Source organism: Comamonas sp. MYb396 (assembly GCF_037479555.1).
Lineage (GTDB): Bacteria > Pseudomonadota > Gammaproteobacteria > Burkholderiales > Burkholderiaceae_C > Comamonas.
In genome coordinates, this window is record NZ_JBBGYU010000001.1 from 85,724 (window position 1) to 109,572 (window position 23,849).

A 23,849-nucleotide genomic window follows, 5' to 3' on the forward strand; every position below is an offset into this window, starting at 1 on the left:
GCTGGGCGCATGTAGGGCAGTGTTGCCCAAGCGACTTGGCTTGACGAACCCTACGCGGGGGCTGACAGATACGAGTAAGAAGTACTGGGTAGGATGACTGCTTTTGGACTTCTCGAGTGAGGCAAATCTAAATGGCAACCTACCTAATAACCTACGATCTCAACAATGAGACAACTCGGCCGCCCATCCTTGAAAAAATCAAGGAGTTTTCATGGGCTATGCTTTCCGAGTCGTCCTATGCCATCAATACAACTATGACCGCGACTGAGGTTTATGACTTCCTGAAACCGCTGCTCGATGGAGACGACACCCTGTACATCATTACGCTTGGGCGGCCGTACACGGGATTTGGCCCGCCCGAAGTGAACGATTGGCTGGAGGCGCTCCTGCCACCGCTTTAGCGCTTGAATGAGTAGCAGATTTGTGGCCCGTCAAATTCTCAAGCAAGTAGCGGAGGTGGGCTTCCTCGCAGCTTGTTTCGGGCTCGACCTGCCAACCTCCAGGGATCTTGCGTAATTTCACGTTGTGTTCTCCACGCCGCCCACCGAGGCGGCTTTTCTGCATCTTCGGCGGATGAGGGGAGTTGGGCTAACCCTACGGGGGGTGAGAACAGTACACTCTCCAAATAGCTCTACCCTTTGCTGCAAATTAATATGAATTTAGAAGACTTTATTCCTGAAAAAATGCCCGTAGAGACTTCTATCGGCCCACTGTTTATACGCGGCATGAATTCTTCGGATTGGCGACAACTCGAAGGAAGCGACCCCACTGAACTTGGTCTTGCAGCCATCAAACAGCTTTCTAGCCGAATAGAGGATAAGACCAACAAGGAGCCGCTGAGCGATGCTGACTTCGCAGGCCTGACCGACGAAGATCACAAGCGTCTGTCGCCAGTTGTCGCTCAACAGAATAAAGGTCGTAATTGGAAGGAGTTGTCCCCCGGTGCAGGCGCGGTGGAGCTGGGCAACGAAGTTATAGCAGCCCAACAAAGGCTACGAGATCAATTTAAGACCGACCGCGATAGGCTAAAGGAATCCTTATCTTCAAGCTACGACTTCATGGCTAAGGATACGTTGGAGAAGTTCACTCGACAGATGGATGGAATGCGTTCATTACGTGATGCCGAAATGCTTAAATCTTTCGATGCATCTCGCCTAATGCAAGAAGATCAAGCCACCAAAACAGCTGCTCAGGTGCGCCGAGAATTGAACACTCCTGACATCAGCGCAAGTCAGCGGCGACATGTGCCGGATAGATCTGTGGTCAGTGGAATCGAGAGAATACAGCTTTCCGCTCCCATGCTTCCAGAGAATACGCCAATTGGTAGAGCGACTCTAGAAGCGTCTGAAAACATGAAGATCATGGCTATGCGGATGTCTGAACTACAAGAGACTGTGCTGGCCGAGATACTTCCTGCGTGGCGGAGTCAGATCCAAATTAGTCAAGCTAGTGCGAAAAAATCGTCTAACCAAGCTTGGGCTGCAGTCTTTGTTTCAGTCATAGTCACCATTCTTGCCACCGCGTTTCAGTACTGGGCTGCGTCTCAACCGGACAAAAGCCGTGCAAACCAGCATCAAGAATTGACAGATGTATTGCGGCAGCAGATTGCCATGCAACAACAGCAAATCGATATGCAAGCCAAGGAATTTACGGCGTTGCGTGCCACAGTAGAAGGCTTGAGGCAGGCTCCTAAGGCAGCCAGTCCCACGAAGGACTGAAATGAAACTAGCAAAAGTTTTTCTAGCGTGCGGATTACTTATCGCCGGCGTTGCCCAGGCGCAGATCTACAAATGCAAGGATGAGAACGGCCGGCTCCTGCTTTCAGATAAGCCGTGCGGGGATCTGCTGGTGCGTAAGAAAAGCCTGCAGGAGAACTACAACGACGATGTCCAGGCCTATGAAGCAAACCTGGATAAGCAAGAGCGGCGGGATAGGGAGGAGCGTCGCGCACAAGCTGCACAAATGGCAGAGCCGCGATACCAGCAACTCCCATCTGTGCCCCAACACAAAGGCTACGAGGAGAACCTGGCCGAGCGCAATGCCAGCGTTAAAAGCACGCTCACCACCAAAGGCTCTCTAACCCGCGAGGAAAAGGCAGCGATAGCCCGGGAGAGGATCAAGAGCACCCCACCGACTGAGATCACTTCTTGCAATGGCTGGACATGCACTGACAACCAGGGCGGCACCTATCACCAGGTCAACAAGGACTACATGACCGGACCCAATGGGAAGGCTTGCCACAGATCAGGAGCGTTCTGGAACTGCAGTTGAGGCGCCAAGGCGCGTTCAGTAGTAGCTGCGGAGGACGGTGCCTGTTTTCTCGATTAGCGGACGAAATATTTCCATCATCTCATGCTGTAATTTTTGAGCTTCCGCTTGATTCTGTATCGACATCTGCGGTGAAACGTATGATTTGAAGTCCTTCACATCCGACCGGAGTTGTGCGTTTTCGACTCGTTCTACCAAGATGGTGACTTTTCGAAACGCCATCCGCTTCAATTCTTTGACTTCGGCTGAGAGAACGTCACTTTTCCATTCTCCGCTGCTCTTAAAAGCCAGATCCTGCTCTTCATGAGCTTTCGAGACCATCCTTGCGAGGTCGTGAAGTGACTCCTGCAGATCAAGCAGCGTGACTCGCTGAAACTCCTTGGCTCGTTCAATGCGCTCCTGCTTCTGCTTGTCGTCGTGCATTCGGTACGACACAGCGCTGGCTCTCCAAGTCGCGAAGATACTTGCCGCTGAACCAACTACAGCACCGGCGAGCGTTCCAATCATTCCCCAGACTGCTGAGTCCATTCGTTCTCCATGTCAAAGAAAGCCCTCCGGAGAGGGCTGAGTTGCCTATTTGAATTTCTCTAGATAACGAGAGAAGACCCAGCCCTGAATTTGCGCATCGGCTTGCTCGCCCTTACCTTGCCACTGGATCAGTGTGAAGTCGCCTTCTTTCTTCAGCACCTCCACTGTGTATCCGAATTTCAAGCTCCCCACGGATGGCGATCTTGAGCGCGGGTTTTGGCGGATAGCTAATTCTCTGGCCGATACGAATCTATAAGCACCAAGAAATTCCGGAGAGCCGAATTGCATTCTTGCATTTTCCTGCACTGCCTTCTTCTCCGCTTGAGGACTGCCGCCCAGGATTGATGGTGCATAATGGGACATTAAAGTGCTAATAATTGCACCCATTATCCAACCAAAGATTTGACTTCTATAAATAGCCAGCAGATACAGCTGGATGGCCGGACTTTCTTGCCTGGCTATTACTGCTGTAGCTTTCTCAACAAACTGCTTAATATCTTCAAGGTTAGCCTTGTCTGCAATGACTAGCGGAGCCGCATGCTTTAACTCAGCTTCGTCTTCGTCGCTAAGCTCGAAGAATGAGTCATCCATTTCTGAAATATTCGGTATTAGATTTTGCAGATTCTTCTGGGCGTCCATGAAGGCCTGAATGGCAGGATTCATGTGACCAGCATATGCATCACCAGCTAGCTTGGCATACTTCTTCATCAACTCAGCTGGTGAGCTTTCGTCTTGAAAGAAAGAATCACGAAAGATCGATAGCTTGCCGGCATAATCCGAGCCAGAAAACTGACTGAGCGCCTTAACCCCTCTCATTCCGGTCAAATCATCCATTAGCGCCAATGAGTCGCTCACGCCTCTATAGGCATCGCCGAGAGCCATCCTTCTGAGGCTGTCAGGAATTTTTCCAGTCATCGCCTCCCAGGCTCGATTCGGAGCAAAAGCGCTCTTTAGCTGCTTCTGAACGTCCAAGAATTCCTGAAATGCTGGATTCATTGAAGCGCCAGGTAGTGCTGCCAATTTCATCTTCGCCAATTCGCTAACCGCTCCATTAAGGCGAAGATTCTTCCGTTGCTCTTCAAATAATGCAAAAGCTGCTTTGCCGCTGTTATCTTCTGGGAAAAGATTCATGGTTTTGGCTTGAGGTGACTAGGGTGAGCTGGACTGCTCGGAAAATAGAAAGGTCCTCCGGAGAGGACTCAACCCTTCCATTTCGTATCTAGCAATACGGCAACTGAAGAAACGTTGCGCAGCTCTTGTAGACCATTCACTTTACGGTATGTGTGAATGCCACTGATTGACTGCTTCAGTAAATGAATCTGCTCGTTCAACTCATAGATGCGCTTGTCCAAGCGCGCTAATTTCTCGCTTGATCTGCTGATTGGTCCAGGAGAAGCCTCTGACTTCAACAACTCCTGATGAGCATCATTTGCTGGTCCAGCCTTATCGTAGACCTTCTCTAACTCGGCAAGAGCCTTGTCAAGTTCGGATTCATAGAGATGAAGGCCATAGTGACTGACAAGCTCCGCAGGAAGTTGGTCCAAGATCTTTCCAACTGCATCAGCTGATTTGCGACTCTTGAAGAACTCCATGCGCTCTGCATCGAGCTGTTCTTTCAGTCTTGCGTTCTCAATGCGCAAGCTGGCCAACTCAAAGCCATCCTGAAAAGCCTGTTCCTCGGTCGTATGAGAGGTCTCGAAGCTACCTTCGAGGCGACTGGTGATCTCCGCGTTCATGCTGCGGCCAGCCTCTTTAGAAGCCTCTTCGATCTTGTCTTTCAGCTCCGAAGGTAGCCGGATCTTCATTTGTGGGTCTTCTCTGCTCATTCGCTAATCATAAACCACAGTGGTTCATGTGGGTATTGCAAATGATGGATCACCGTGGTTTAATTCAGCCATGGATCACGGTGGTTCATCGAAAGGAAAGTATGCAAGGAAACAAACAACGCGCGCCCTCGCCGGTGCGACTTCCAGAAGACCTCAAAGTTTGGTTGAAACATAGGGCAATTGATAACCGTCGCTCATTCAACAGCGAAATCACCGTCCGCTTGGAACAAAGTCGGGCAGCTGAAGAAGCTCAACAAAAAACAGGAGCCGCAGTATGAACAACATCATGACCCCTGCCGTAGCGCCAAGAACTATGAGCAGTCGCGAGATCGCAGATCTAGTTGCAGCACGCCATAACGACGTGGTGTGCACCATCGAACGTTTGTTCAACAAAGGCCTTTTACGATCAAGTCGTAATACTCGTCGCGAGAACACCGGGGGCCGCCCGATCGATGTTTACGACCTCATCCAACGAGACACTCATCTTGTTGTTGCAGGCTACAGCGATGAACATCGTGCCCGGGTTGTTGATCGTTGGCAGGAGCTTGAGGCCAAGCAGACTACGAACACTCCGGCCGCTCTCTCCCGCATGGACATTCTCAAGCTTGCAATGGAGTCAGAAGAAGCTCGTCTGAAAGCTGAGGCTGAGCGCGATCAAGCGGTTGCAACTAAGGCGGAAATCGGAAGTCGTCGTGAAGCAACGGCGATGGCCACGGCATCGGCAGCTATGCGCCAAGTCAACCGGCTCACTGAGCAGCTGGGGCGGAACATGCGACACGCCACGATCATTGCTGTTGAGAAAGCTGTCGGCCGGAAATTTGGCAAGCAGGACTGGCGCCCTCTGCGCGACTTCTGCAAAGCCAAGGGCCTGGAAGCTGAAAAGGTTACGGACGCACGCTACGGCGAGGTTAAGGCCTGGCCGGCAGAGGCATGGAGTGAGGTCTACGGCATCGACCTAGGCACCATTTTCCCGAATGCGGGGCTGCAATGAATGCAGAAAAGGCGAAGCGCCCAGCAAATTGGACCTTGCTGAGCGCTTCAATAGGAAACCGAACTCTAACGAACGGGAACCGTCATGAATAGTACAGCACACACTAACTTGAAGCAAGCGCAAGAAGCCCTTTACCACAGCATCACCGCCATCCATGGACAGATTGCCCACGTTAAAGAGATGCCAGCCCGGGACCGGACGAATGCGATGGTAGAGCTAGCCGGGGCACTGCTAATCATCTTGAGGGCTAAGCCGGTGAGCCCTCTTGATACCGCTGCTGACGATTCTGGCTACCAGCGTTTCAAATCCAAGATCGTGAAGTTGCCTCGCAAGAATTCCAAGCTCTGGCGCGAGTTGCATGGCTAATTTTCGCGATCCGTCTGCCACTTCCAGCCAACACGTTCAATGAACTCAACATACGCCACAGCCATCACAAACTGGTTCACGTCGCGCTGGCAGCGCGGGCCTAAGGTCCACATTGCACCCACGGCCCGCCATCTCCCAGTGCAGGTGCCAGATGATGTCCGAGGCCTGTTTTATCGAGGCGAGGTGCATGTTGTTGCTCAGCAAATGCCTGACACCCTTGCTCAGACCCTTGCACACGAAGCCGTCGGCCATTACGGCATGCGCAAGTGGCTGGGCGCCGAGTGGCCAACCTTCATGCGCGGCATCCAGAACGGGGCGAAGTCGGGGGACAAGGGTCTGCAGCAGCTGCAGACCCATATTCGGCAGACGTACGTGGATGGCAAAGGCAACTACCAGCTTTCGGCGCGGCAGGAATCGGACGAGATAGCAGCCTATGCCGCCGAGGAACTGATCTGCTACCAGACCGGCACGCTGCGGCCAGACCGAGCCTGGCAGAAGGCATTCCTTGCCACACGCGGCCGGCTGATCCGAGAGGGCCTGCTGTTGGACGGCAGCATATCGCGGGAGGAGCTCGAGGGCGCCCTATTCTTGGCGGCCAAGCATATGGAAGCCGGCCCATGGTCCAAGGCGCAGGACCGAATTAGCACCTTCCTGGCCTCCTGGGGTATTATCTGGCCCATGGCCAAGTTCGACCCCCTCAAACGACCACCTACCTACCAGGAAAGCATGGAGCTTCTGCGCCGTGCTGATCAGCAGGTGAAGGATAAGGAAGAGCGGGCATTCCTCTGGAACGGCCTCGTCGGAATTGTTTGCCTAGTTGGACTTGTCGCGGCAATAGGCCTCATGCTCTTTGGCGTCGCCCAGATGATATTCGGACGCTAACCCACCCAACGCCAACAAGCCCTCACCCGAGGGCTTTTCCACGCCCACTTAGCCGATGATGTCCAGCTCCTGGACACCATCCACCCCACCCAGCAGCCCGCAGACGCGGGATTTTTAACGCACGGACGAGCGATGGTGTCGTGTTTCCCGACATCAGCAACTCAAGGAGAGCCCTCGTTTCAAGAAGTCGTCAGCTTGAGGTCGGCATGAAAAAGCCCTCATTAGAGGGCTGTTGAATCAACTTCTATTCTCGGGGAAGGAAATATCCCTTGATGCACGACGTACTGCGAACAGCAATTTGAATGTGGTTTTTTTTCCTGAATTCTGTCCCGGGAAAGGCAGCAGCTCCCTCTTGGAAAGAGGACCTTACTGAGTCATACCTAGGAAGACCCTCACGCTCCCGAAGAACGTGCAAGGTATCTATTACTGCACAGTCAAGGTCGCGAGCCCAAATTCTCCCAGGTTCAGAATTGACAGGAAGATTCTTTTCCATAATTTGGAAATCGAATTCAAGATCCTCATAAGCCACAGCAAGCTCGTTTAAAGCAGGCTGCTCAAAGAGATTGAGGCACAAGCCAAGATCGATAATCGCACCAATTACCTTTGGCTCTTTATCAACGATCCCCTTCCACCTCATGCGCTCTTTAGAGAATTGAAGCGCTCTTGCTGGATCGTTTTCCCAAAAGTAGATGCCGTCACCCAGCCAGTCATGCACGTTCGCACTGCTGTTCAAGTGCTTTTTTGGATCATTTAAGATCGCATCTACCGTGTCTTTGTCAGATCCGTGAAAGCCAAGAACCCAGTTGGGCAACCGCTGATACACGATTAACGCACACCGGTGCGACGCGCGACGTTACCGCCAGCAGTGAGAATTCCTCGCTTGATGTATTCCCGGATCATCGCTTGGGGATCTTTGCTTCGCTCTTCGCGCTTGGCCGCGATTTCCTTCTTGATGGCCGGCTCACCGATGCCGTGACTTACCAAGCGCCCATTGCTCATCCACACCGCATCGCGCGATGTGTGTGTCCTTGAGCGAGAAACGATAGTAGTTGCCATGGAAGCGTCCTGGGGTCTGTGTCTGTGGTCTGTGTCTGTGAACGCACTCTCTACGAAGGCGTCATAGTGTCATTTTGCCACTTATTGCTTGTTGATGCACTAAGGTGCACATCATTGCACTAACTTTCTACATCCAAAGTGTGGTTCTCACTATTGGGCCCTCACCTCGCCACCAGCCTCCACCCCCCTGGCACCTCTACAGCCTTCATGCGCTGCCTGCTGGCCTCCAGGTTGGCTCTGGTCTTGTTGGTGTAGATCGGGGACTCGGTTTGCGTGGCCTGGTTCGCTACGTTGATTGCGGCTGCGGGCGTGGCGGGGTTGAGTTCGGTTGCTCTTGCAGCACCTTTCACGAATGCAGGGTTAGAGACTACTCCTGCTAGGCCACGGCCAAGCGCTGATGTAGCGGCTACCCCCATCAGCATAGGAATGTTCCCTGTAGCGATTGCGCCTGCAAGGCCTGCCGCACCGCCTAGCAACGCTGTCTGCCGCGCAGTCCCACTAGGATTCGCAAACACCTGCGCCCCCTCGCGGCGCAAAGAAGCCATCTTCCCCATCGTCTCGATACGCTGACGCAGGCCCGGAAAGCCTGAGTTGGCGAACAGCGCGTTGCGCGCAGGCGCGGACATTGCTGCCAGGTTGGTCAAGAAGGATTCAGGGCTGAACGCTGCACCCATTTCGTCCTGCGCAGAGTTCCGGGCCCGGCCCAAGCGTTGCAGAACAGCGGCGGCCACCTCGCGGCGGTTCTCGACCGGCATTGAACGCATCACCCTCGTTATCTGCGTACCTCCGTCGGACAGCCCGCTAGTAGCCGCACGGAAAATCTTCTCGGGTGCGTTTTTGGCGACGACCGACTCCAACTGCTCCAGACGCTGAATGCTGGCCTTGGTGTATTGGTTTGCGCGAGTCCATGCCTGCTGTGCTGCTGGTCCAGCGGCCTCTGCGGCAGTGCCCAGATCATCGCTAAGCGCTGCGTACAGCGCGCGCCACTTGCTGCGGGGTACATCGGCGACCAGCGATGCGTCAGCGATCTCCGATCCAACCATCGTGCGCAGCTTTTGCACAGCTTGGTATGGCAGATTTCCAGCCTGTGGAGCCACACCCATTCCCTGCATGCCGGCTGGCACGTTGACCTTGGCGAACTTATCGAGGTCATCCAAAAAGGCTCGCTCGATGTTGCTGATCTTGGAATTGAGGAAGAACTGTGACAGGTGGGGAGCGCCTTCAATCCCTTCGTTGAGGTCAGCGAGTGCCTGCCTCGTCCTGTCCACCTGTACTGGTGTCTGAGCTGGGATGTGCTCGTCCAGCTTGTCGTACAGGTTCTTCTGCACGGTTTTCACATTGTTCTTGAACGTGTCCACGCCTTTGGCGATTGCCTCGCCAGCGCCCCACCCATTGGCATTGGGCGAAAGCTTCTGTGTGATGTCATCGACAGCATCCTGCAAGGCTTTGGCCTGCACCTCTCCACGGCGGGCCATGAATCCAGAGCTGCCAGGCACATTGGCCAGCGCCGTCTCGGCAGCTTGAATGCCTCGCGATTGCGTAGCTTGGCCCAGGGTTGGCGTGATGCCTGCGGCGTCCTCGAAGGTCTTGATGTTCTCGGCCATCTGCTGCCGACCTGCTTCGCCGCCGCGCACGGCACCACGGATCGCTGCTTTCCCAGCAAACGTCCCTACAGTAGGCGACTGGCCTGCGACCAGGCCAGCAGCCAACTGTGCGCCCTCGCCGCCACCGCTCTCACGAGCAACGCCAGAGCCAGCACCTGCGGCGGCGCCACTAGCCACCTGCATTCCCGCGCCTTCTGCAAGACCCTGCCCCACCGCGCTCACGATTGGCGATGCTGCGCGGGAAAGCACAGCCCCCGCTCCCACACCGCCAACAGCTCCTGCGCCACCTTCCACAATGTCCTGCGCGATGCGCTCACTTCTTGTCTCCGGCTGAGGCAGGCCGGCCTCCGTTGCCAAGTTGCCGACGGCCTCCTTGAGCATCTGAAGGCGCGGGCCGTTCCCCTCGCCCATCACTGCGTCTGCAGCGGCGTTCAGCGGGCGGGCAATCAATGTGTCTGTCACCATCGCAGGGACGCTGGCCAAACCCTGCGCCAAGCTGCGAGTGCCCAGCCCGAGGCCGCGCGCCACCTTGTCGCCGAACGACGCCTCTGCAGCCGGCGGGTTGGACGCTGGTCCGGCAGCAGGCGCTACAGCCTTCGCTCCTGGTGCGGGCCGGATTACAACGTCGTTGACCCAGGGATTTGCAGCAGGCGCAACAGGCGGCGTGCTTGGCGCTGCAGCTGCTTGCGTTTGTGGCGCGCTATCCGGCTGGGCTTGAGTGGCTTGAGGCTCATAGGAGGTCACTGGTGAAGCGGCAGGAGCGGACGCCGCGGCTGGCTGCGAAGGTGCAGGACGGATGATCTCGTCGTTATCCCAGGGATTGGCCATTACTGCTTCCTCCGCACCGATCCGTCAGCGGTCTTGAAATATGAGCCAGATGGCAGCGCTTGATAAGTCGCGGCATCACTGGCCACCGGCAAATATTTGTGGTTCAGGTCTTCAACTGTCTTCATGGCTGCCCGTCTCTGGTCAGCAGGGATCGTGGGATCACCAATCTGACCGGCCATCTCTCGGTAGAGCAAAACGTCCTTGTCACTTTGAGGACCGCTCATTTTTGGCATTTTCGACACCAACGCTCCCTGCAGAGCCTTGAGTTGGGCGGCAGACTGTGCGCCTTCCGTGGACACGCCAAACGCACGCGCCACTTGGTCGGCTGCTGCCCCTGCGTAGCTGCCAGTTGCGGTATCAAGAAGTGGCCGAGCTTGGTCCAGGATCGAGAACACATCCTGCGTGTCCTTCGTCTGCTGCTGGCCCTCTTTGCTCACCGACAAATCAGCCGGGCCGCCAGGAATAGCTTGCAAGTTTCCATTCGCCAGCGAGCGGTAGCCAGGCGGCGGCGACTTAGCTGCATTGGCGCGCAGTTGCGCCTCTTGGATGCCACCCAGAGTCTGCAGCACTGCCCGCTGATTGGCCCCATCCTCCGTCATCGAGGTGCGCGTCAGATCGTTCTGGTTACGCTGCTGGTCCATAGCGGCTTGCACCAGGGAGCGTTGCTGGTTGCCGGATTGCTCCATGCCCTCGCGTTGCAGACCCGCGTTGACCTGGGTGGTTGCCATATCCAGGCGCGGCTGCTCACCACGGGCAGCGAGATCCGCGCGTTGCGCATCTATGTACGCCGCCTGCGCCAGAGACGGCCCGACGTTGGCTCGGCCTTGGCGAGAATCGTAGCGACCGCCATTATTTGTGATGGAGCTGGCCGACACAGCCAGGTTACGTAGGTTGTTGGCAGCCTCCCAGTCGTTGCCGCTGTGTGCTACCTGAGGCGCGCTGAATTGAGGGAGATTCTGGCCTCCAGGCTGGGCGGTGAATGCACGGTCAATCAGAGACTGCCCTGTAGTCGGCGCTGGTGCAACAGCAGAAGGCGGAGCGCTGCCGAATGCACGCGACATAAGCGTGGAGGAAGCTGGAGCAGCACCGTTCAAGGAGATGTCGCCCCCAACGTTGCCGCCGCTGTAGGTATTCGTTGCTGGATCAAAGCGGACTGCGTTGCTCTGGGTCGAGTTGGCGAACGCCCGGCCAACCATGGTGTTGCTGGGGTCCGGCGCGGTAGTGGACGGCGCAGGCGTGACTGCCGGGCTTGGTGCGTGTTGCGCGAGGTTTCGGCTAAGCGTGCCAGGCGTTGAAGTTGGAGCGACTGCTGGTGCTGGAGCGGGCGCGGTTACGGGCGCCGCCGGCACAGGCGCAGGCGCGGCCACCTGCCGCATCCCTGGATTAGAAGACGCTCCCGCAGCATCGCCGAAGGAATTTGGGCGCGGCGCTTCGACGCTGTTGGAAAAGGGAAGCTGCCCTACTAATGATTTGCGCTGGTCGTCTGTCCAAGCCATGCTGTGCACCCTCGATAGTTCAGACTGCAGTGTCTGATGGGCGCGGTTGGCGGTCTAACCCTGTAGGGGGCATAATTCAAGGACCGTGTCCCAGACAGGTAGTGCTAGCTAGGTTGTGCAGTGTTAATGGCGGTCCCCCAGGGACTGTGAAAGTACGAGAGACGGAAATCGGAGCCACCCCAAGGTAAATGGCCCATCTAAAGCTCTCAGAAGAGAGCTTTATTTGTTTTTAGCTTTGTGCGACAATACAACTGTCAGCGAAATGACGCTGAAAGTGATGATCTGATTGTGCCCTGTCAATGTTGGTCTTTTTGACCAAAATGTACGAGAGGTGGAGTTCGGAACCACCCCCTTCAGAATTGTCCAGACGAAGCCCCTACTCAGGGGCTTTTGTCTTTCTGGCGGGGAGTCCTCTCGGAATGACCGTCACAACATCCAGTGACTCGCCGTTTGGCGCCATTGGCATATGCGCTGTGTAAGACCTGCCTGTCACTGGATCGCGCAATCCGCTGTTGGACAATGCAGGCTTATGAGCTTTCGCCGCTGGATCAACCCAAGCGCTTGATCGTGGCTGCATGGCCTGCTCAGCAAAGCGGACTACCTCTTCAGGGGAAAAGCCATCCTGGTTCACCCGCCGGTCTAGCATGTGCGCAGCGGCCGCATCAGTCATCATTACGTCGCGCGACTCGGTTGGCGGCGTACCAAGACGTTGCAAGGCTTTCTGTTGACCAGGCGTTACATCCCCCAGCCGATAAGTGCCGCTACCCTTGCCCGCCATCAGGTCGGCCAGTAGACGCGCCTTACCCTCGGGGGATATGGCCGCAATCAAAGAAAGACCGGAGGCTGCAGCCTTAGGTAGCGCAGCGGGAGATGCTAGGTTGGCGATCAGCTCTGCTGCCGGGCGGCGCTCGGGTGAAATCGCGCCAACCTGCTCCATCTGCTTGCCAATCCACTCCGATCCACCTACCGGGGCGGCGTGAGAGTAGCCCATCGGCGCCATGGCCATCGCAGCCACATCCACAGGTGCACCAGCAAATGCTGCCAATCCGCGCCCAGCCACATCGCGTAAGGCACCTGGGACGGCTGGAGCGGTAGCTTTGTCCACTGCGCCGTCAAAGGCCGCGTCTATCAGCGCTCGCCGGGACGCAGGCGCTGCAGCCGAGTTGGACGGACCTGCACCCATGAGGCGAGCAATCAGGCTCTCTCCACCACTGCCACCCTGGGCTTGAGGCGCCGGGTATGAATCCATGGGGATTTGGTCGATGAGACTACGGCGCTGTTCGTTCGTCGCCATGCTTACCTTTGACGGATCATGCGATAGGCCCGGGCATCAACCCATCGCCTTGTCGCACCCACTGTTCATTGCGGCCGCTGGCCTTGCGCCCAAATTCTGCTTCGAACCTGGCAAGTGATGCAGCAGCCTTTGCCGGGTCGATCAGATCGCCATCAGTGCGGCTGTAAACACGATGGAGCATCCAATCGACCAGGGCAGGATGAGTTTCTGGGCGGATTTCTGGGGCATCGTTGCAGTTGACCAGCCGTTTGGATGGTAGATTTTGCAGAGTCAGCCGAATGGTGAAAGCCTCCGCAGGCACCGGCCAAATGCACAGGCGGCCAGTGTTCACGCCGGACACCAAGTAGCGCGGCTTTCCTTGGTGCGCATCGTCTTGCCAACCTGGGAAATACTCGTCCATACCGTCCGCCGTGATTTCCTGCAGCGGGCTGCCTCCGATAGAGGAGCGGATGACGCGGATCGCAGTCGCTGGCAGTTCAATTTCTTGAGCGCCTACGGCGACAGGAATGGTGACCGTGGAAACAAGCAGCTGACCGCGCCGGCAGGCCTCGACCTGAGCCTCACTTGCGAAGTGACCAAGCAGCTTGTCATCGGCTAGGTAAGGCTCGAAATTATCCAGGCTCTGTGCCCGGTAGCTGGCGATCAATTCCTGCAGCGTCATGGCTCAGCGTTAGCGTGCTTCGCGCAGGATGGCAGTCAGCCAGGCGCCGCCGTTGGGATTGGGGTCGCGAAGCATGCTGAACGGATAGCGCAGGCTGTGCATGGAACGCAGGCTGTTGAAGCCTTGCTCACCCAGGCGCTCATCAAGGGTCTGCGCGAAGTCGGTACGCTTGGAGCGTGCCAGCACCTCCACATACTTGCGCTTCACATCGACGGCATCACCGCGACGAATGAACTGGTTCACGCCATTGACGCCCACCTGGATCAAGGTCGGGTCATCTGCGTCGGTTGGAGGATTCACCACGATGGTGACAACCTCGTTCATGAACGCCTCCATGTCGAGTGCGTTCTTTGGCAGCGGCTTATCCACCACATCGATGCCAGCATGGCCGCCGATTTCACCAACAGTGCGGACCTCCTCTGCACCAAGGTATTCTGCGCCTGCGTCGATCTGTTTGCGTGTTGCCATTGTGAAAATCCGGTAGGTTGAGATGCCCGGCACCCAGGAGAGCGCCGGGCTTGTGGTTTTACAGGGCGGAGACGCCTGCCTCGATCAGAGCCATCCAGCCCTCATTGAGCAGCGTGCACTGCATGTAGAACTTGGCGCCCACGTAGCCACGCTGGCCCAGCGGGTCGCTCTTGTCCTTGACGCCGGGCGGGATGTAGGTCGGATCGACCGAATCCGCGCCACGCAGAGCCAACTGGCCCCACGCGTCTTCACCAACCACGATGAATGGATACACATCCACCTTGGTGCCGCCCATCAGACCTGTGGCGCCGATGTCAGCGCCCGCACCTGCGTACGGGGCCAGCTCAGGGCTGGTGATGAAGCGGAAGTTCTCGCAAGAACCCAGCTCTTGTGCATGCACAGGCTTGCGGCTGCCGTAAGCGCTGACGTGCACGAAGCCCTGCAAATCGCGGATATCAGCCTCAGCGTCCGAGTGCACAAACACCAGGTAGCTCGCTTCCACGGGCTTGGTGGCGATGTCCACGCTTGGAGCCAGAATGCCGGTTACGCGCTTGGCGTGATTGGCCTGCAGGTTGCGGGACACCTTGCGCAGCACGTTCAGGGTGATCTTGGCGTCCACCGTAGCGCGGCTAGAGCCGCCTGCGTAGAACACGTTGGTGCAGGACTTGATCACACCGTAGCGGATCATTTCACGCAGCAGACCCACGCGCTCGCCGCACTGCTTCTTCATTTCGGCAGGCACGTCGTCTTCGTAAGTGTCCACCACTTGGTCAGTCAGCTCATACAGGCAGCCGTACTGCTTGATGGTCGTGGTGATGTCCTGAGGGATCAGCGTGTCGGCCGTGGGCGTGACGCCTTCTGTCAACTCGTGAGCCACAGCATTCACTACGGGGCGGTTGCGCGTGTTCCAGTCGGTGTTGGTAGCACCGAACGGCAGATAGCGGCGATACACCACAGTGCGGCCGTTGTTCTTGGGCAGCGCTCGCTGCACACCAGTGATGCCCAGCACTTCCGTTGCTACGGCGTGTGCCAGGATCTCACCCTTCAGTTTGCCAATTCGCTCCGCTGGAGCGGTCGTCTTAAATTGAGCCATGATTTAACTCCTTGCGGGGCTACTGCCCCAAAGTGCGCCTGAACGCAGCTTCCATTGCTTCGTGTTCCGTTGGCGCGGCCTGGGGGCGCTGAGCACTGCCAGTGGGTGTCACGGCTCGCTGCAGACGCTGTTGGCCTTTGGCTGCCTTGTCAGCTGCCGCTTGGCGTCCACTCGTCCACTTGTCAAAGCCATTGACCACATTGGCCAATTCCTCAGCGGTGCTCGCAGACTGGAATGCCTGCCGCACCTCATCCCCTTGGGCTGCCAGCCACGAGCCAAAAGGCTGGGACTGGACTTTTTCACGCCACCCTTGGTGAGTGCGATCCATCACAGCAAGCTCAATTGCCACACGGTCGGGCTCGGCCGGCGCTTCCGCTTGACCAGTGGCCACTGGTTCTTGCGGCGCAACGGGCGGGGCTGCCTGTGGCTGCGACTGCTGGGACTTGATCAACGCTTGGATGCCGCGATACACATCCGGGTAGTCCTGCTCAAGCTGCTTGAGCTCGGGCAAATCCTCAACCGACACAGAGGTCTGTTGCGATGCCTGAACTGGCGCGGCTGGGGGCTGTTGCTGCAGGCGACCATTAAGCTCGCCCACCTTCCCCTCAGCCTTGCGCAGTCGCAGCTTGAGCGACTCCACCTCGGAGGCGCTTTCCACCAAGCGCTTTAGTTCGCTGCGCTTGAAGCCTTCAAACACTTCTGGGTCATCCTGCGGCTGCTCGGGTTCTGCAGGAGGCGCGGCCTCTGCTTTCACCTCTGGCTCTGGGACAACCTCAGCAGGCTGTTCTGGCTCCTGCGGCTCGGGCTGGGTCTCAGGCTCTTGAGGGGCCTCGGCAACCGGTGTCACCGGCGCGGGGGGCTCAAGACCACTAGCCTCAGCAAAGCCGCGTTCAAACGCTGCTAGCTCCTGTTGCTGCTCATCCATGCGTCATGCACTCCTTAGATTCACTTCCACCAAGGTCAGTAAGAGGGACCAACGTTGGCGATCAATTCCGGGTCTGGCTTTTCAGCCAGAGCCAGTAGCGACTTGAAGGCTGCGATCTGCCCCCGCGTTACGGCGGTTGCAGCTGCATCCAACGCAAAAGAGTCGTTCTGCGACCTCAGCGTGGCAATCTTTTCCTCAGCGAACTGCTGAACAGATCTCCACGTCGGGGAAGTAAAGTCGATCTCCTGCTTTGTCATGAAATGAGTGTCAGCGGCCATAGGGTCGCCGTCGAACCCTGCAAGGGGTTCAGCTAGACGACGCCATCCGGGCCTGGAGTTTCGATACCCTGCTGGAAGCCAATATCAGGGCTCACGGGGTTACCCGGGTGCATGGGATCGGTGTTGTTCTCAGGCGCAATCGGCGGGATCTCGCTGGTGTCTGCCGCTGGGTAGATCGGCGACTGGTCCTGATCCACGAAGCCAACAGAGCGGGCCAGGCCATCTGCCAGTCCTGCCGCTTGAGGCACGGCCGCAATGACCTGCGCAGTCTGAACACCGCTATACAGGGTCTCCATGCCGACATTGGTGGCCTCTGCATCCGCCTTGCGGGCCTGGGCCTGCATGAGATTGGCCTTAGCCTCCAAGGTTGGATCAGGAGCCGGCTGCTGTGCCTGCATTGCTGCCTCATCGAGCTGGAAGTTTTGCGGGTCGAGGCGCTGGCCCTTGCACAGCTCTGCAGCCAGCTTGGCTGGGTCGAGCTTGTAGATTGGGTTGGCAGCGGCCTGAAGCATGGACATCAGGAACTGCTGCTGTGCATCACGCTCCACCAAGGCGGAGGATGCGCGCACGTCCACCTCAAAATCACCCTTGAGGCTCTCGTCTTCGTTGTAGAGCATCATCCAGTCAAAGTAGCGGCGGATGTGCGGCCCGGTCATGTAGTCGTCAAACCGCTTGGCTAGGCGCCGCAGCACGCTGGTGGCGTTGTTGTTCTGCATCTGCATGCCGCCAAGGGTGTTGGGCGCATCACCGCGAATACCTTGAAGCATGGCAGGCATGCCGGTGGTGTCTTCGGCCATCTTGAGCGCGAAATTGATGATGTTCATCAGCTCGTTCTGCACCGACGGCACCACAAACGCGTTGAAGGCGCCACGTACATCTGTGACCGTTGCATCCGCTTCTGCACGCCAGACCTTGCCAGGCCGCAATACATAGTTGCCGTCCGCCGGCGTCACGCCATTACCGATGATGATTTGGGGGGCAGCAGACAAGCCGCTGTTGTCCATCATGGCCCGGGCACTTGCGTTCAGCATGCGCTGGGTCGTCCGGACCTGGCGGCTGATGCCCATACCCCAAGGCATGCCGGGACGGCGCTGCCAGGCGAGCACGTCATAAGGGAACTCACCGTTCTCCTGAGGGCTCATCACGCACTTGACCAAGCGATCATTTATGAGAACGGCCATGGTGGGCACGCGATCTTCGTCGTCATCTTCCAACTCCACCCCGATGGCAGCGAGGTGGTCGCGAGCGCAGTACCCGTAAAAGATCCACATTTCGTACTCGTCGTCACCCGGGCGGTAGGTCGCCTCAGTGCCTTCACGAACACGGCTGGGGCCCTCTTTGAGGGCGGCGGCAAGCGCGAGCGCGTCATAGCTATCGTCGGCCAGCAGCTCCTTGATCTGGCGTTTACTGATGCATTCGCGCTCCCAGGTGTAGCTGCCGTGGTGGATGTTCTCTCCGCACGATGGATCGGGGAACAGGTTCCATGGATCGATGCGCTTGCTGGCCGGCTGGATTTCCTCGACCTTCACCATCGCGGTGAGCCCAGTGTATGGGTCCTTCTGGGTGAGACGCACAGTCCGAAGCGCTGGGAACGGCCCCTTGAGTACGCCGGAGCCTACCCGAGCTGCATCCTCGATAACCTGGCGCACCTCTCCATGCCAGTTGGACTCGACCAATGGGTCCTCGATTGCGTCCTGCATGCGCTTGGCAGATTCCAAGGCTTCAGCCTGCTGCGCTTGTAGCTGGTCCTGAACCTGGCCGGGATCTACACCACCCATCTGCTGGGCCAGCTGTGCAAGCTTTGTCGGTGAAAGCTGCGGCAGGGGAGTTGGCTTGATCTCCCAGCAACGATCATCGATAGGCAACAGCATGTCAGCCACCCGGGCACTGGCGGCGTCGGTGTAGCTGCGGGTGATGTTGATGAAGATCACCGACCGGGCACCGTCAGCCTTGTTCGCACTCCGCCCATTGAGAATGGCGGTCTTGCGACTGCCGTAGAGCTGGTTGGCGTTCTGGAAGGCGCGGTTGGCATCATCGATGCCTTGGTAGTGCTCCTCGTCCTCGGTCCATTCCTCCTCGATGCCCGAGCCGCTGCGACCCGCGATAGCCTCTTTGCGCTTGGACAGCAATGTGTTGAGGAATGCCCGGCCACTGTCGGCCATTGGGTCGGGGCGGTCGTGCGCGCTGGATTGCTGTGCTTCGTCTGTAGTGGCTTGCATTTCAATACCCCATTTCCGGATCGTGTGCGGTCCAGGCTGCACTTGTGGCTATCGGTCGTTGTTGTTGGCTGCGGTACATGTGCTCGGCGGACATGGCCAGGTAGCGGAAGGCGTCCGCGCCGTGGCTGTATTCGTCATGGAGCGGGCCCATGGGCTCATTGGTTTTGCTGTTGACGGCGCGTTGGTAGCGCTTAAGGCACTCCAGCAGCCGAGCGGTCTTGTTCCTGTCGAAGTAGCAGCGAGGGAACAGCAGGCGGGCAGACTTGATGCCCTCCTCTACGCTTAGCGCTGGATTGCACTTAACTTGGCGCCGGCCGAGCTGCTTGAGCTTCTGCTCAGCGGTCTGGCCAGTCTGGAAATTGCCGGTGTTGCCGTCGTGCGGCAGGTAGTCCCATCCCCAGCGATAGGATCGTTTGTCGAGCTGGGCCACGTACCAGTCGAGCGTGCGATGGCTGTCTTCGATGTAGTCGATGACTCGCACATCCTGAGCTCCGCCGATCTGGACCATGGCAATGGTCATGGCGTCGTTCCAGCCCAAGTCCCACACGGTGTGCACTGGCAGACGGGGGTCATGAGGCACCATGCCAACCCGCTGATCTTGGTATAAGGCTTCGATTTCAAAGCGGTAGATAGCCCCAGCGGATACCGTACGCGCCTTCCCTTCCCAGATATGCTCGTAATCTTCCTTGAGCATGGAGCGCTTGGCTTTGAGGCGCTCCTCGTTCAGCACATCAGGAAACCAGGGATTGTCGCGCCAGTTGATGTCGCAAACCCAGGTGTCCGGGGACGGCGTGGCGATGAACCGCTGGTAGGTCTCGTCCGTCTCCATGTCCGGATTCAGGGTCAGCCAGATTTCACTGCCGTCCTTGCGGATGGTTGGCGTCAGGGTGTCCCATGACTTCTTGCTCACCCCGTGGGCTTCTTCCACCCACACCAGGTCCACACCTTCAAAGGACTTGATCGAGTCCACGGTGTGGCTCTGCAGGCCGGAAAATACGATCAATGTGCCATTGGCGCCCCGGATCTCGGTGTCGAGCACCTCGTAGAACGCCTGCAGGCCCAGCTTGACGATCTTGTCCTTGAGCAGTCGGTGCACGGAATCGCGCATGGACTTCTGGATTTCCCGGGCACACAGGATACGCAGTGGGTTGCGGGCGCCCTTCTCCAGCAGCACTTCGGCCACGCCATGGGACTTGCCGCCACCACGGCCGCCCTTCATCACCTTGTACCGGCAGGGCTTGTACAGGCCTGCGAGCTTGGCGGGGATCTGGACGTTGATGGACAGAGGGGCGCTCATTCGTCGCCTTCCTCGCGCGCAGGTGCCTCAACAAACGTCACTGTGGATTGGATGGCAATGGGCGCGCCGCCCGGCCCGCTGTGCTCAGCCTGCACCTTGTCGCCGTACTTCTTCGGGACCAGCTTGGACAGCAACCACTTGCGGGCATCCACGCGCAGACGGTTGCGGGCAACGGCTGTGGCGTCGAAGATCACCTCAGTTTCACCGTCGCCGTCATCGCTGCTGCCATGCTTGCTGGCCTTCACCATCGTGCACTCTTCGTCAGCAATGGTCAGGATGTCTTCAGCGATGGTTTCCGCCTGGGCCTCGCGCGCGTGCGCGTAGCGCTCTCGGAGCTTGTCGCCCTCTTCCCCCTCTTCTGCCAGCCAGCGCATGAAGGTAGCCATGGCCGGCATCCCCTTCTCTGCGCAGATGGATCGCAGGCTGTTGCCCTCTACCAGTTTCTCCAAGACCGTATCAATGACCGAGCGGTCTAGAGCATGGGGTGGGCGGGCAGACGCAACAACGCCCGCGACCTTTTTCCTGGCAGCGGGCTTGGTGCTAGATTTCTTGGAGGTCGCAGGCTTGGCGCCTGGCTTTTGTGTTGCCATGCCCTCAGTGTTGAGGGATGGAGCCTAAGAGTCGAACCCTACGAGGGGGCGATGGCATACTTACTTTATGAATGCTCGTTCGCACAGCATGACCCAAGAAGAAATCGCTAGTTCAACTCTCTCAATACAAATGGCTAAAAAGAAGTTTGACCCAATTCCTGGCGCGCCTGAAGGCTATGTACCACCCTACATGAATAGAGTTGACCCAATACCATACATTCAGGGAGCTATAGCAATAATTTGGTTAATTTCAATAATAATAATATGGGGGCGGCCTTTATACGTAACCGCGTCGATCTTTTTTACACTGTCATTATCAACATCTCTCGTAGCATTTATTTATCAATACATAGAGGATAAAAATGACAAAAGCATTAATTGGGAGGGCTACGGTATATGGCTGCTCATCTGTACGACTATTTCCATTTCCATAACCTCGCTTGGATTCAAACTTTTTGACTGGTACACCAAAATTCCTGCCGAGCCCTCCAATAAATTTATAGCATTAACGGGAATTTTCGCACTTAGCGTCGGAGGCGTGCTTTATCTCGTGCGGAGAAAATATAGAATTTTGTGGGGAATCACTGAAATCGCGGCCGGCACTTTAATTGCCATGTATAGAACATTCGCTAACGGCGCCAACATCAACAATGCAAACCCTGAGTATTTCATCGCAATCCTCACCGCTGGTATTTATCTGATTGTGCGAGGCTTTGATAATATTGAACAAGGCAAGATAATGAAAGAGAAAAAGCTAGAGAAAGAGTTAGAGACCAAACTGAAAGCAATTCGAGAAAAGTCTGCTCCGCCTTCTCATTAGCTCACATCTCCATCGCCATCTGCCGCCCATCCACCTGCAGCTGCCCCCTAAGCCCGGCTACTTCGCGTTTCAGTTTCTCGATCTGGTCGGCTAGGCGCATTGTCAGGTGGCTGTGCTCCACGATTGCGGCCTGGGCCGAGGCACCAGCTGCCAACGGTGCAAGGCGCCGCCACTCTCCTGGGGTCAGCGACATCACTTGGTCGCCCTTCTCTATCTTGGCGTAGCCCCTGGGGAGAATGGTGACGCTCACGGCCTCGGACTGCTCAGGCTCTTCGGCCGGCGCGTAAAGCCCTCGCTCGATGCTGATGATCTTGTCATCCCGCTTGAGAGACTTCAGGGCTTCATCAACCGTCACAGTCTTGAGGCCGGTCTGGCGGACGACTGCATCACGGGTGATCGGGGCTTCCATGTCGTAGAGCTCCCAGACTGCCTCGTAGACACGGGCCTTTGCGGTGCGCTCTTTGGCTTCTGTCAGTTTTTCAGTCATAGAACCTCCGGTTTCGTTTCAATTTCTACTTGGTCTGTTGGCCACTTCGGGAGATCTGCAGGCCATTGGCCCTTCATCTCGATCTTGCGGCGGGTGTCGGCGCCCCAGGCCTCGGCCACCAGGGCGGCAGTTGCCTTCGGGTAAAGCTCGTACTGGTCGAACTTGGGATGGCATCCCTTCACCCCTGGGCGGTCACAGCACAGTGCAAAGCAGGTGCGGTCGTCGGTCTTGAGCCCCGCGCCCTTGCCGTGGTTCGCGTGGGCGGCCTGGCTGTACCCCACGATGCCGCAAGCACAGCATGGCAGGCTTGCCACGGTCCGGCGGTATGCCTCATGGCGCAGGAACTCGCCCTTTTCCACCGGTGCGGCTGCGTCGGTCGCGGGCGCGTAGTTCGGCGCGCTGGCCAACGGCTGGTGCACAGCCTTGGCTGCTGGGGCCCAGGTCCGGGACTTGAATCCGCTGCGCTTCATCCCAGAATCTCCCCGGTGTCAGGATCCACATCGCCGCGGGCAATGGCTGCTTCCCACTGGTCAAAGCTCGCCGGGAAAGTCACCTTCAACTCGGTGGCGGCGAAGGCCTGCACCTGGTCAATCAGCTTGCTGTAAGCCCGGATGCCCAGGTCTTCGGTGCTGATGCGCTGGCGGCGGCGCGACTTGCGGCCGGTGATCGGGTTCACCGTGGTGACGGTCTTGTGCCCAAGGAAGTCCACGCGGAAATGCTCTTTCCAGGTCCTGAGTTCGAAGCCCTGGCCATTCGGGCGCGCCTGCTGCGCGATGGTCTTGAGCACCACGCCGTGGTAATACTTGCGCTGTCGGTCGGTCTTGGCGTCCTCCCAGAGGCGTGCCTCAATCACCAGCGCGCGGCCGGCGGCTAGCTGCTCACCCACCCATGGCAGGAAAGCGCCCCGGCAGTTTGCCCGGCCTTGGTCGGCGGTGTGCCACTCAGCGCGGAATGCCAGCTCAGCCATTGCGCGCTCCCCGATATGGCCAGGCCACCATCGCCGCGTCACGGGCGTGCTCGTTGGTCTTGCCAGCCCAGCCGGTCACGCTTTTGAAGGCCTCGGCGTCCAGCTTCTTGCCCTTACCCGCCGGGCTGATACCGTGGGCCGGGATGCCGAGCTCCGCGCACAAGGCGGTAATGAGGTTGCACCAGGCATCAATCTGGCCGACGTTGCGCGCCATCTTGGCGGCGGCACCGCGGCTGGGCGCATTGGTCCAGGTGTGCGACTGCAGGCGGCTGTCCTCGAAAATGACCCGAGCGGGGCCCTTGGCGCGGATGAAGCGCTCGATTTGCTGAGGCTCGACCGTATCCAGGGACACCAGCTGGCCAGCGACGAAGGTGGCCATGCCGGTGTTTGCGCCGGGGTCGATCCCCAGGGTCACGGAGTTGGGCGCTGGTGCAGCGGTCATCGAGCGCCTCCCGTCTGCCAATCCGAATATGCCGCCGCCGGCGTGCTGCCCAGGCCCACAAACCCGCGCAGTGCCGACACCAGGGCGCAGTGCCAGATGCCGTTGCTCTTGATCAGTTTTGGTTTCATCCCCTCACCCCTTTGTGTTTGCAGGCGCCACAGCCCAGGCACCCTGCTTTGCTAGATTCCTCAGCTCCGTCTCGCTGTGCCCCAGCTCCATCCATCGCTCCAGCACGCCCCTGCACTCTTTGGCCTTGGCATCCCGGCTGATCGCCAGAACGCGCTGGATGTACTGGATCTGCCTTGCGCCACACCACAGGCATGCCGGGTTGAACATTGGCCTTGTCGCTGGGTCGCACCGGTGGACGGCTATTGCGTTGCATTGGGTGCATGTCACTGGGCCTCCCGGGCTTGTAGTCCTCGCTTGGCAGCTCTGCGTGTCGCAAGGCGCTTGTTGATCTCAT

General features: G+C 57.7%; 29 protein-coding genes. 8 read left to right on the plus strand and 21 right to left on the minus strand.

Annotated elements, in window-relative coordinates; genetic code table 11:
* Positions 1-131: 131 nt before the first annotated feature.
* The 3 genes from WH265_RS00395 to WH265_RS00405 all read left to right on the plus strand — a co-directional run bounded on the left by WH265_RS00395 (position 132) and on the right by WH265_RS00405 (position 2,271).
* Positions 132-401: a hypothetical protein gene (locus tag WH265_RS00395; RefSeq protein WP_339556964.1), complete on the plus strand. Its 270-nt coding sequence runs from the start codon at positions 132-134 to the stop codon at positions 399-401.
* Positions 402-653: 252 nt separating this feature from the next.
* Positions 654-1,718 carry a hypothetical protein gene (locus WH265_RS00400; RefSeq protein WP_339556965.1) on the plus strand — a complete coding sequence of 355 codons (1,065 nt, stop codon included), beginning with the start codon at positions 654-656 and terminating at the stop codon, positions 1,716-1,718.
* Between the two features lies 1 nt (position 1,719).
* Positions 1,720-2,271 (plus strand): DUF4124 domain-containing protein, encoded by a 552-nt coding sequence (locus tag WH265_RS00405; protein ID WP_339556966.1) that lies wholly within the window; start codon positions 1,720-1,722, stop codon positions 2,269-2,271.
* Positions 2,272-2,286: 15 nt separating this feature from the next.
* On the opposite strand, the gene WH265_RS00410 is transcribed toward WH265_RS00405, so the two are convergent.
* The 3 genes from WH265_RS00410 to WH265_RS00420 all read right to left on the minus strand — a co-directional run bounded on the left by WH265_RS00410 (position 2,287) and on the right by WH265_RS00420 (position 4,622).
* Positions 2,287-2,796: a hypothetical protein gene (locus tag WH265_RS00410; RefSeq protein ID WP_339556967.1), complete on the minus strand. Its 510-nt coding sequence runs from the start codon at positions 2,794-2,796 to the stop codon at positions 2,287-2,289.
* A 45-nt stretch (positions 2,797-2,841) separates the two neighbouring features.
* Entirely contained in the window at positions 2,842-3,927 is a 1,086-nt protein-coding gene (locus WH265_RS00415) for an SH3 domain-containing protein (protein ID WP_339556968.1), read from the minus strand.
* A 68-nt stretch (positions 3,928-3,995) separates the two neighbouring features.
* The gene (locus WH265_RS00420) at positions 3,996-4,622 is read right to left on the minus strand and encodes an Arc family DNA-binding protein (protein WP_339556969.1); all 627 of its coding nucleotides are present in this window, start codon (positions 4,620-4,622) and stop codon (positions 3,996-3,998) included.
* A gap of 26 nt (positions 4,623-4,648) precedes the next feature.
* Here WH265_RS00420 and WH265_RS00425 point away from each other — a divergent pair, with 26 nt between their 5' ends.
* From WH265_RS00425 to WH265_RS00440, 4 genes are all read left to right on the plus strand, one after another.
* A complete protein-coding gene (locus tag WH265_RS00425) occupies positions 4,649-4,900 on the plus strand; it encodes an Arc family DNA-binding protein (protein WP_339556971.1) in 252 nt (83 codons plus the stop codon).
* Positions 4,897-5,613: a Rha family transcriptional regulator gene (locus tag WH265_RS00430; RefSeq protein WP_339556973.1), complete on the plus strand. Its 717-nt coding sequence runs from the start codon at positions 4,897-4,899 to the stop codon at positions 5,611-5,613. Before WH265_RS00425 ends, WH265_RS00430 begins: the two co-directional genes overlap by 4 nt.
* Positions 5,614-5,721: 108 nt before the next feature.
* A complete protein-coding gene (locus tag WH265_RS00435) occupies positions 5,722-5,979 on the plus strand; it encodes a hypothetical protein (protein WP_339556974.1) in 258 nt (85 codons plus the stop codon).
* A gap of 204 nt (positions 5,980-6,183) precedes the next feature.
* Positions 6,184-6,861 (plus strand): hypothetical protein, encoded by a 678-nt coding sequence (locus WH265_RS00440; RefSeq protein ID WP_339556975.1) that lies wholly within the window; start codon positions 6,184-6,186, stop codon positions 6,859-6,861.
* A 244-nt stretch (positions 6,862-7,105) separates the two neighbouring features.
* Here the strand turns inward: WH265_RS00440 and WH265_RS00445 are convergent, their stop codons facing one another.
* The 13 genes from WH265_RS00445 to WH265_RS00505 form a co-directional block, all read right to left on the minus strand.
* The gene (locus WH265_RS00445) at positions 7,106-7,684 is read right to left on the minus strand and encodes a hypothetical protein (protein WP_339556976.1); all 579 of its coding nucleotides are present in this window, start codon (positions 7,682-7,684) and stop codon (positions 7,106-7,108) included.
* Between the two features lie 2 nt (positions 7,685-7,686).
* Complete coding sequence (locus WH265_RS00450) at positions 7,687-7,917, minus strand: hypothetical protein (protein WP_339556977.1); 231 nt, start codon at positions 7,915-7,917, stop codon at positions 7,687-7,689.
* 161 nt (positions 7,918-8,078) lie between these two features.
* Positions 8,079-9,986: a hypothetical protein gene (locus WH265_RS00455; RefSeq protein ID WP_339556978.1), complete on the minus strand. Its 1,908-nt coding sequence runs from the start codon at positions 9,984-9,986 to the stop codon at positions 8,079-8,081.
* Positions 9,987-10,348: 362 nt separating this feature from the next.
* Positions 10,349-11,224 carry a hypothetical protein gene (locus tag WH265_RS00460; RefSeq protein WP_339556979.1) on the minus strand — a complete coding sequence of 292 codons (876 nt, stop codon included), beginning with the start codon at positions 11,222-11,224 and terminating at the stop codon, positions 10,349-10,351.
* A 997-nt stretch (positions 11,225-12,221) separates the two neighbouring features.
* Positions 12,222-12,890, minus strand: a complete 669-nt coding sequence (locus WH265_RS00465) for a hypothetical protein (protein WP_339556980.1) — start codon at positions 12,888-12,890, stop codon at positions 12,222-12,224.
* 265 nt (positions 12,891-13,155) lie between these two features.
* On the minus strand, positions 13,156-13,800 hold the full coding sequence (locus WH265_RS00470) for a phage adaptor protein (RefSeq protein ID WP_339556981.1): 645 nt from the start codon (positions 13,798-13,800) through the stop codon (positions 13,156-13,158).
* A gap of 9 nt (positions 13,801-13,809) precedes the next feature.
* Positions 13,810-14,268 carry a hypothetical protein gene (locus WH265_RS00475; protein WP_339556982.1) on the minus strand — a complete coding sequence of 153 codons (459 nt, stop codon included), beginning with the start codon at positions 14,266-14,268 and terminating at the stop codon, positions 13,810-13,812.
* A 58-nt stretch (positions 14,269-14,326) separates the two neighbouring features.
* Complete coding sequence (locus tag WH265_RS00480; RefSeq protein WP_339556983.1) at positions 14,327-15,361, minus strand: N4-gp56 family major capsid protein; 1,035 nt, start codon at positions 15,359-15,361, stop codon at positions 14,327-14,329.
* A 19-nt stretch (positions 15,362-15,380) separates the two neighbouring features.
* Positions 15,381-16,286, minus strand: coding sequence for a hypothetical protein (locus WH265_RS00485; protein ID WP_339556984.1), 906 nt, complete (start codon positions 16,284-16,286; stop codon positions 15,381-15,383).
* Positions 16,287-16,321: 35 nt separating this feature from the next.
* A complete protein-coding gene (locus WH265_RS00490) occupies positions 16,322-16,564 on the minus strand; it encodes a hypothetical protein (protein ID WP_339556985.1) in 243 nt (80 codons plus the stop codon).
* A 32-nt stretch (positions 16,565-16,596) separates the two neighbouring features.
* Positions 16,597-18,783, minus strand: coding sequence for a portal protein (locus WH265_RS00495; RefSeq protein WP_339556986.1), 2,187 nt, complete (start codon positions 18,781-18,783; stop codon positions 16,597-16,599).
* 1 nt (position 18,784) lies between these two features.
* Positions 18,785-20,080 carry a PBSX family phage terminase large subunit gene (locus WH265_RS00500; RefSeq protein ID WP_339556987.1) on the minus strand — a complete coding sequence of 432 codons (1,296 nt, stop codon included), beginning with the start codon at positions 20,078-20,080 and terminating at the stop codon, positions 18,785-18,787.
* Positions 20,077-20,670 carry a terminase small subunit-like protein gene (locus WH265_RS00505; protein ID WP_339556988.1) on the minus strand — a complete coding sequence of 198 codons (594 nt, stop codon included), beginning with the start codon at positions 20,668-20,670 and terminating at the stop codon, positions 20,077-20,079. Before WH265_RS00505 ends, WH265_RS00500 begins: the two co-directional genes overlap by 4 nt.
* 88 nt (positions 20,671-20,758) lie before the next feature.
* On the opposite strand from WH265_RS00505, the gene WH265_RS00510 reads away from it, so the two are divergent.
* A complete protein-coding gene (locus WH265_RS00510; RefSeq protein ID WP_339556989.1) occupies positions 20,759-21,490 on the plus strand; it encodes a hypothetical protein in 732 nt (243 codons plus the stop codon).
* 1 nt (position 21,491) lies between these two features.
* Here the strand turns inward: WH265_RS00510 and WH265_RS00515 are convergent, their stop codons facing one another.
* Genes WH265_RS00515 through WH265_RS00535 form a run of 5 tightly spaced genes read right to left on the minus strand, consistent with a single transcriptional unit; the run spans position 21,492 to position 23,514 of the window.
* Entirely contained in the window at positions 21,492-21,977 is a 486-nt protein-coding gene (locus WH265_RS00515; RefSeq protein WP_339556990.1) for a hypothetical protein, read from the minus strand.
* Positions 21,974-22,447, minus strand: coding sequence for a hypothetical protein (locus WH265_RS00520; protein WP_339556991.1), 474 nt, complete (start codon positions 22,445-22,447; stop codon positions 21,974-21,976). Before WH265_RS00520 ends, WH265_RS00515 begins: the two co-directional genes overlap by 4 nt.
* Positions 22,444-22,944, minus strand: coding sequence for a hypothetical protein (locus tag WH265_RS00525; RefSeq protein WP_339556992.1), 501 nt, complete (start codon positions 22,942-22,944; stop codon positions 22,444-22,446). The genes WH265_RS00520 and WH265_RS00525 overlap by 4 nt, the downstream gene beginning before the upstream one ends.
* Positions 22,937-23,386, minus strand: a complete 450-nt coding sequence (locus WH265_RS00530; RefSeq protein ID WP_339556993.1) for a hypothetical protein — start codon at positions 23,384-23,386, stop codon at positions 22,937-22,939. The genes WH265_RS00525 and WH265_RS00530 overlap by 8 nt, the downstream gene beginning before the upstream one ends.
* Positions 23,383-23,514 (minus strand): hypothetical protein, encoded by a 132-nt coding sequence (locus tag WH265_RS00535; protein ID WP_339556994.1) that lies wholly within the window; start codon positions 23,512-23,514, stop codon positions 23,383-23,385. Before WH265_RS00535 ends, WH265_RS00530 begins: the two co-directional genes overlap by 4 nt.
* Between the last annotated feature and the right edge of the window lie 335 nt (positions 23,515-23,849).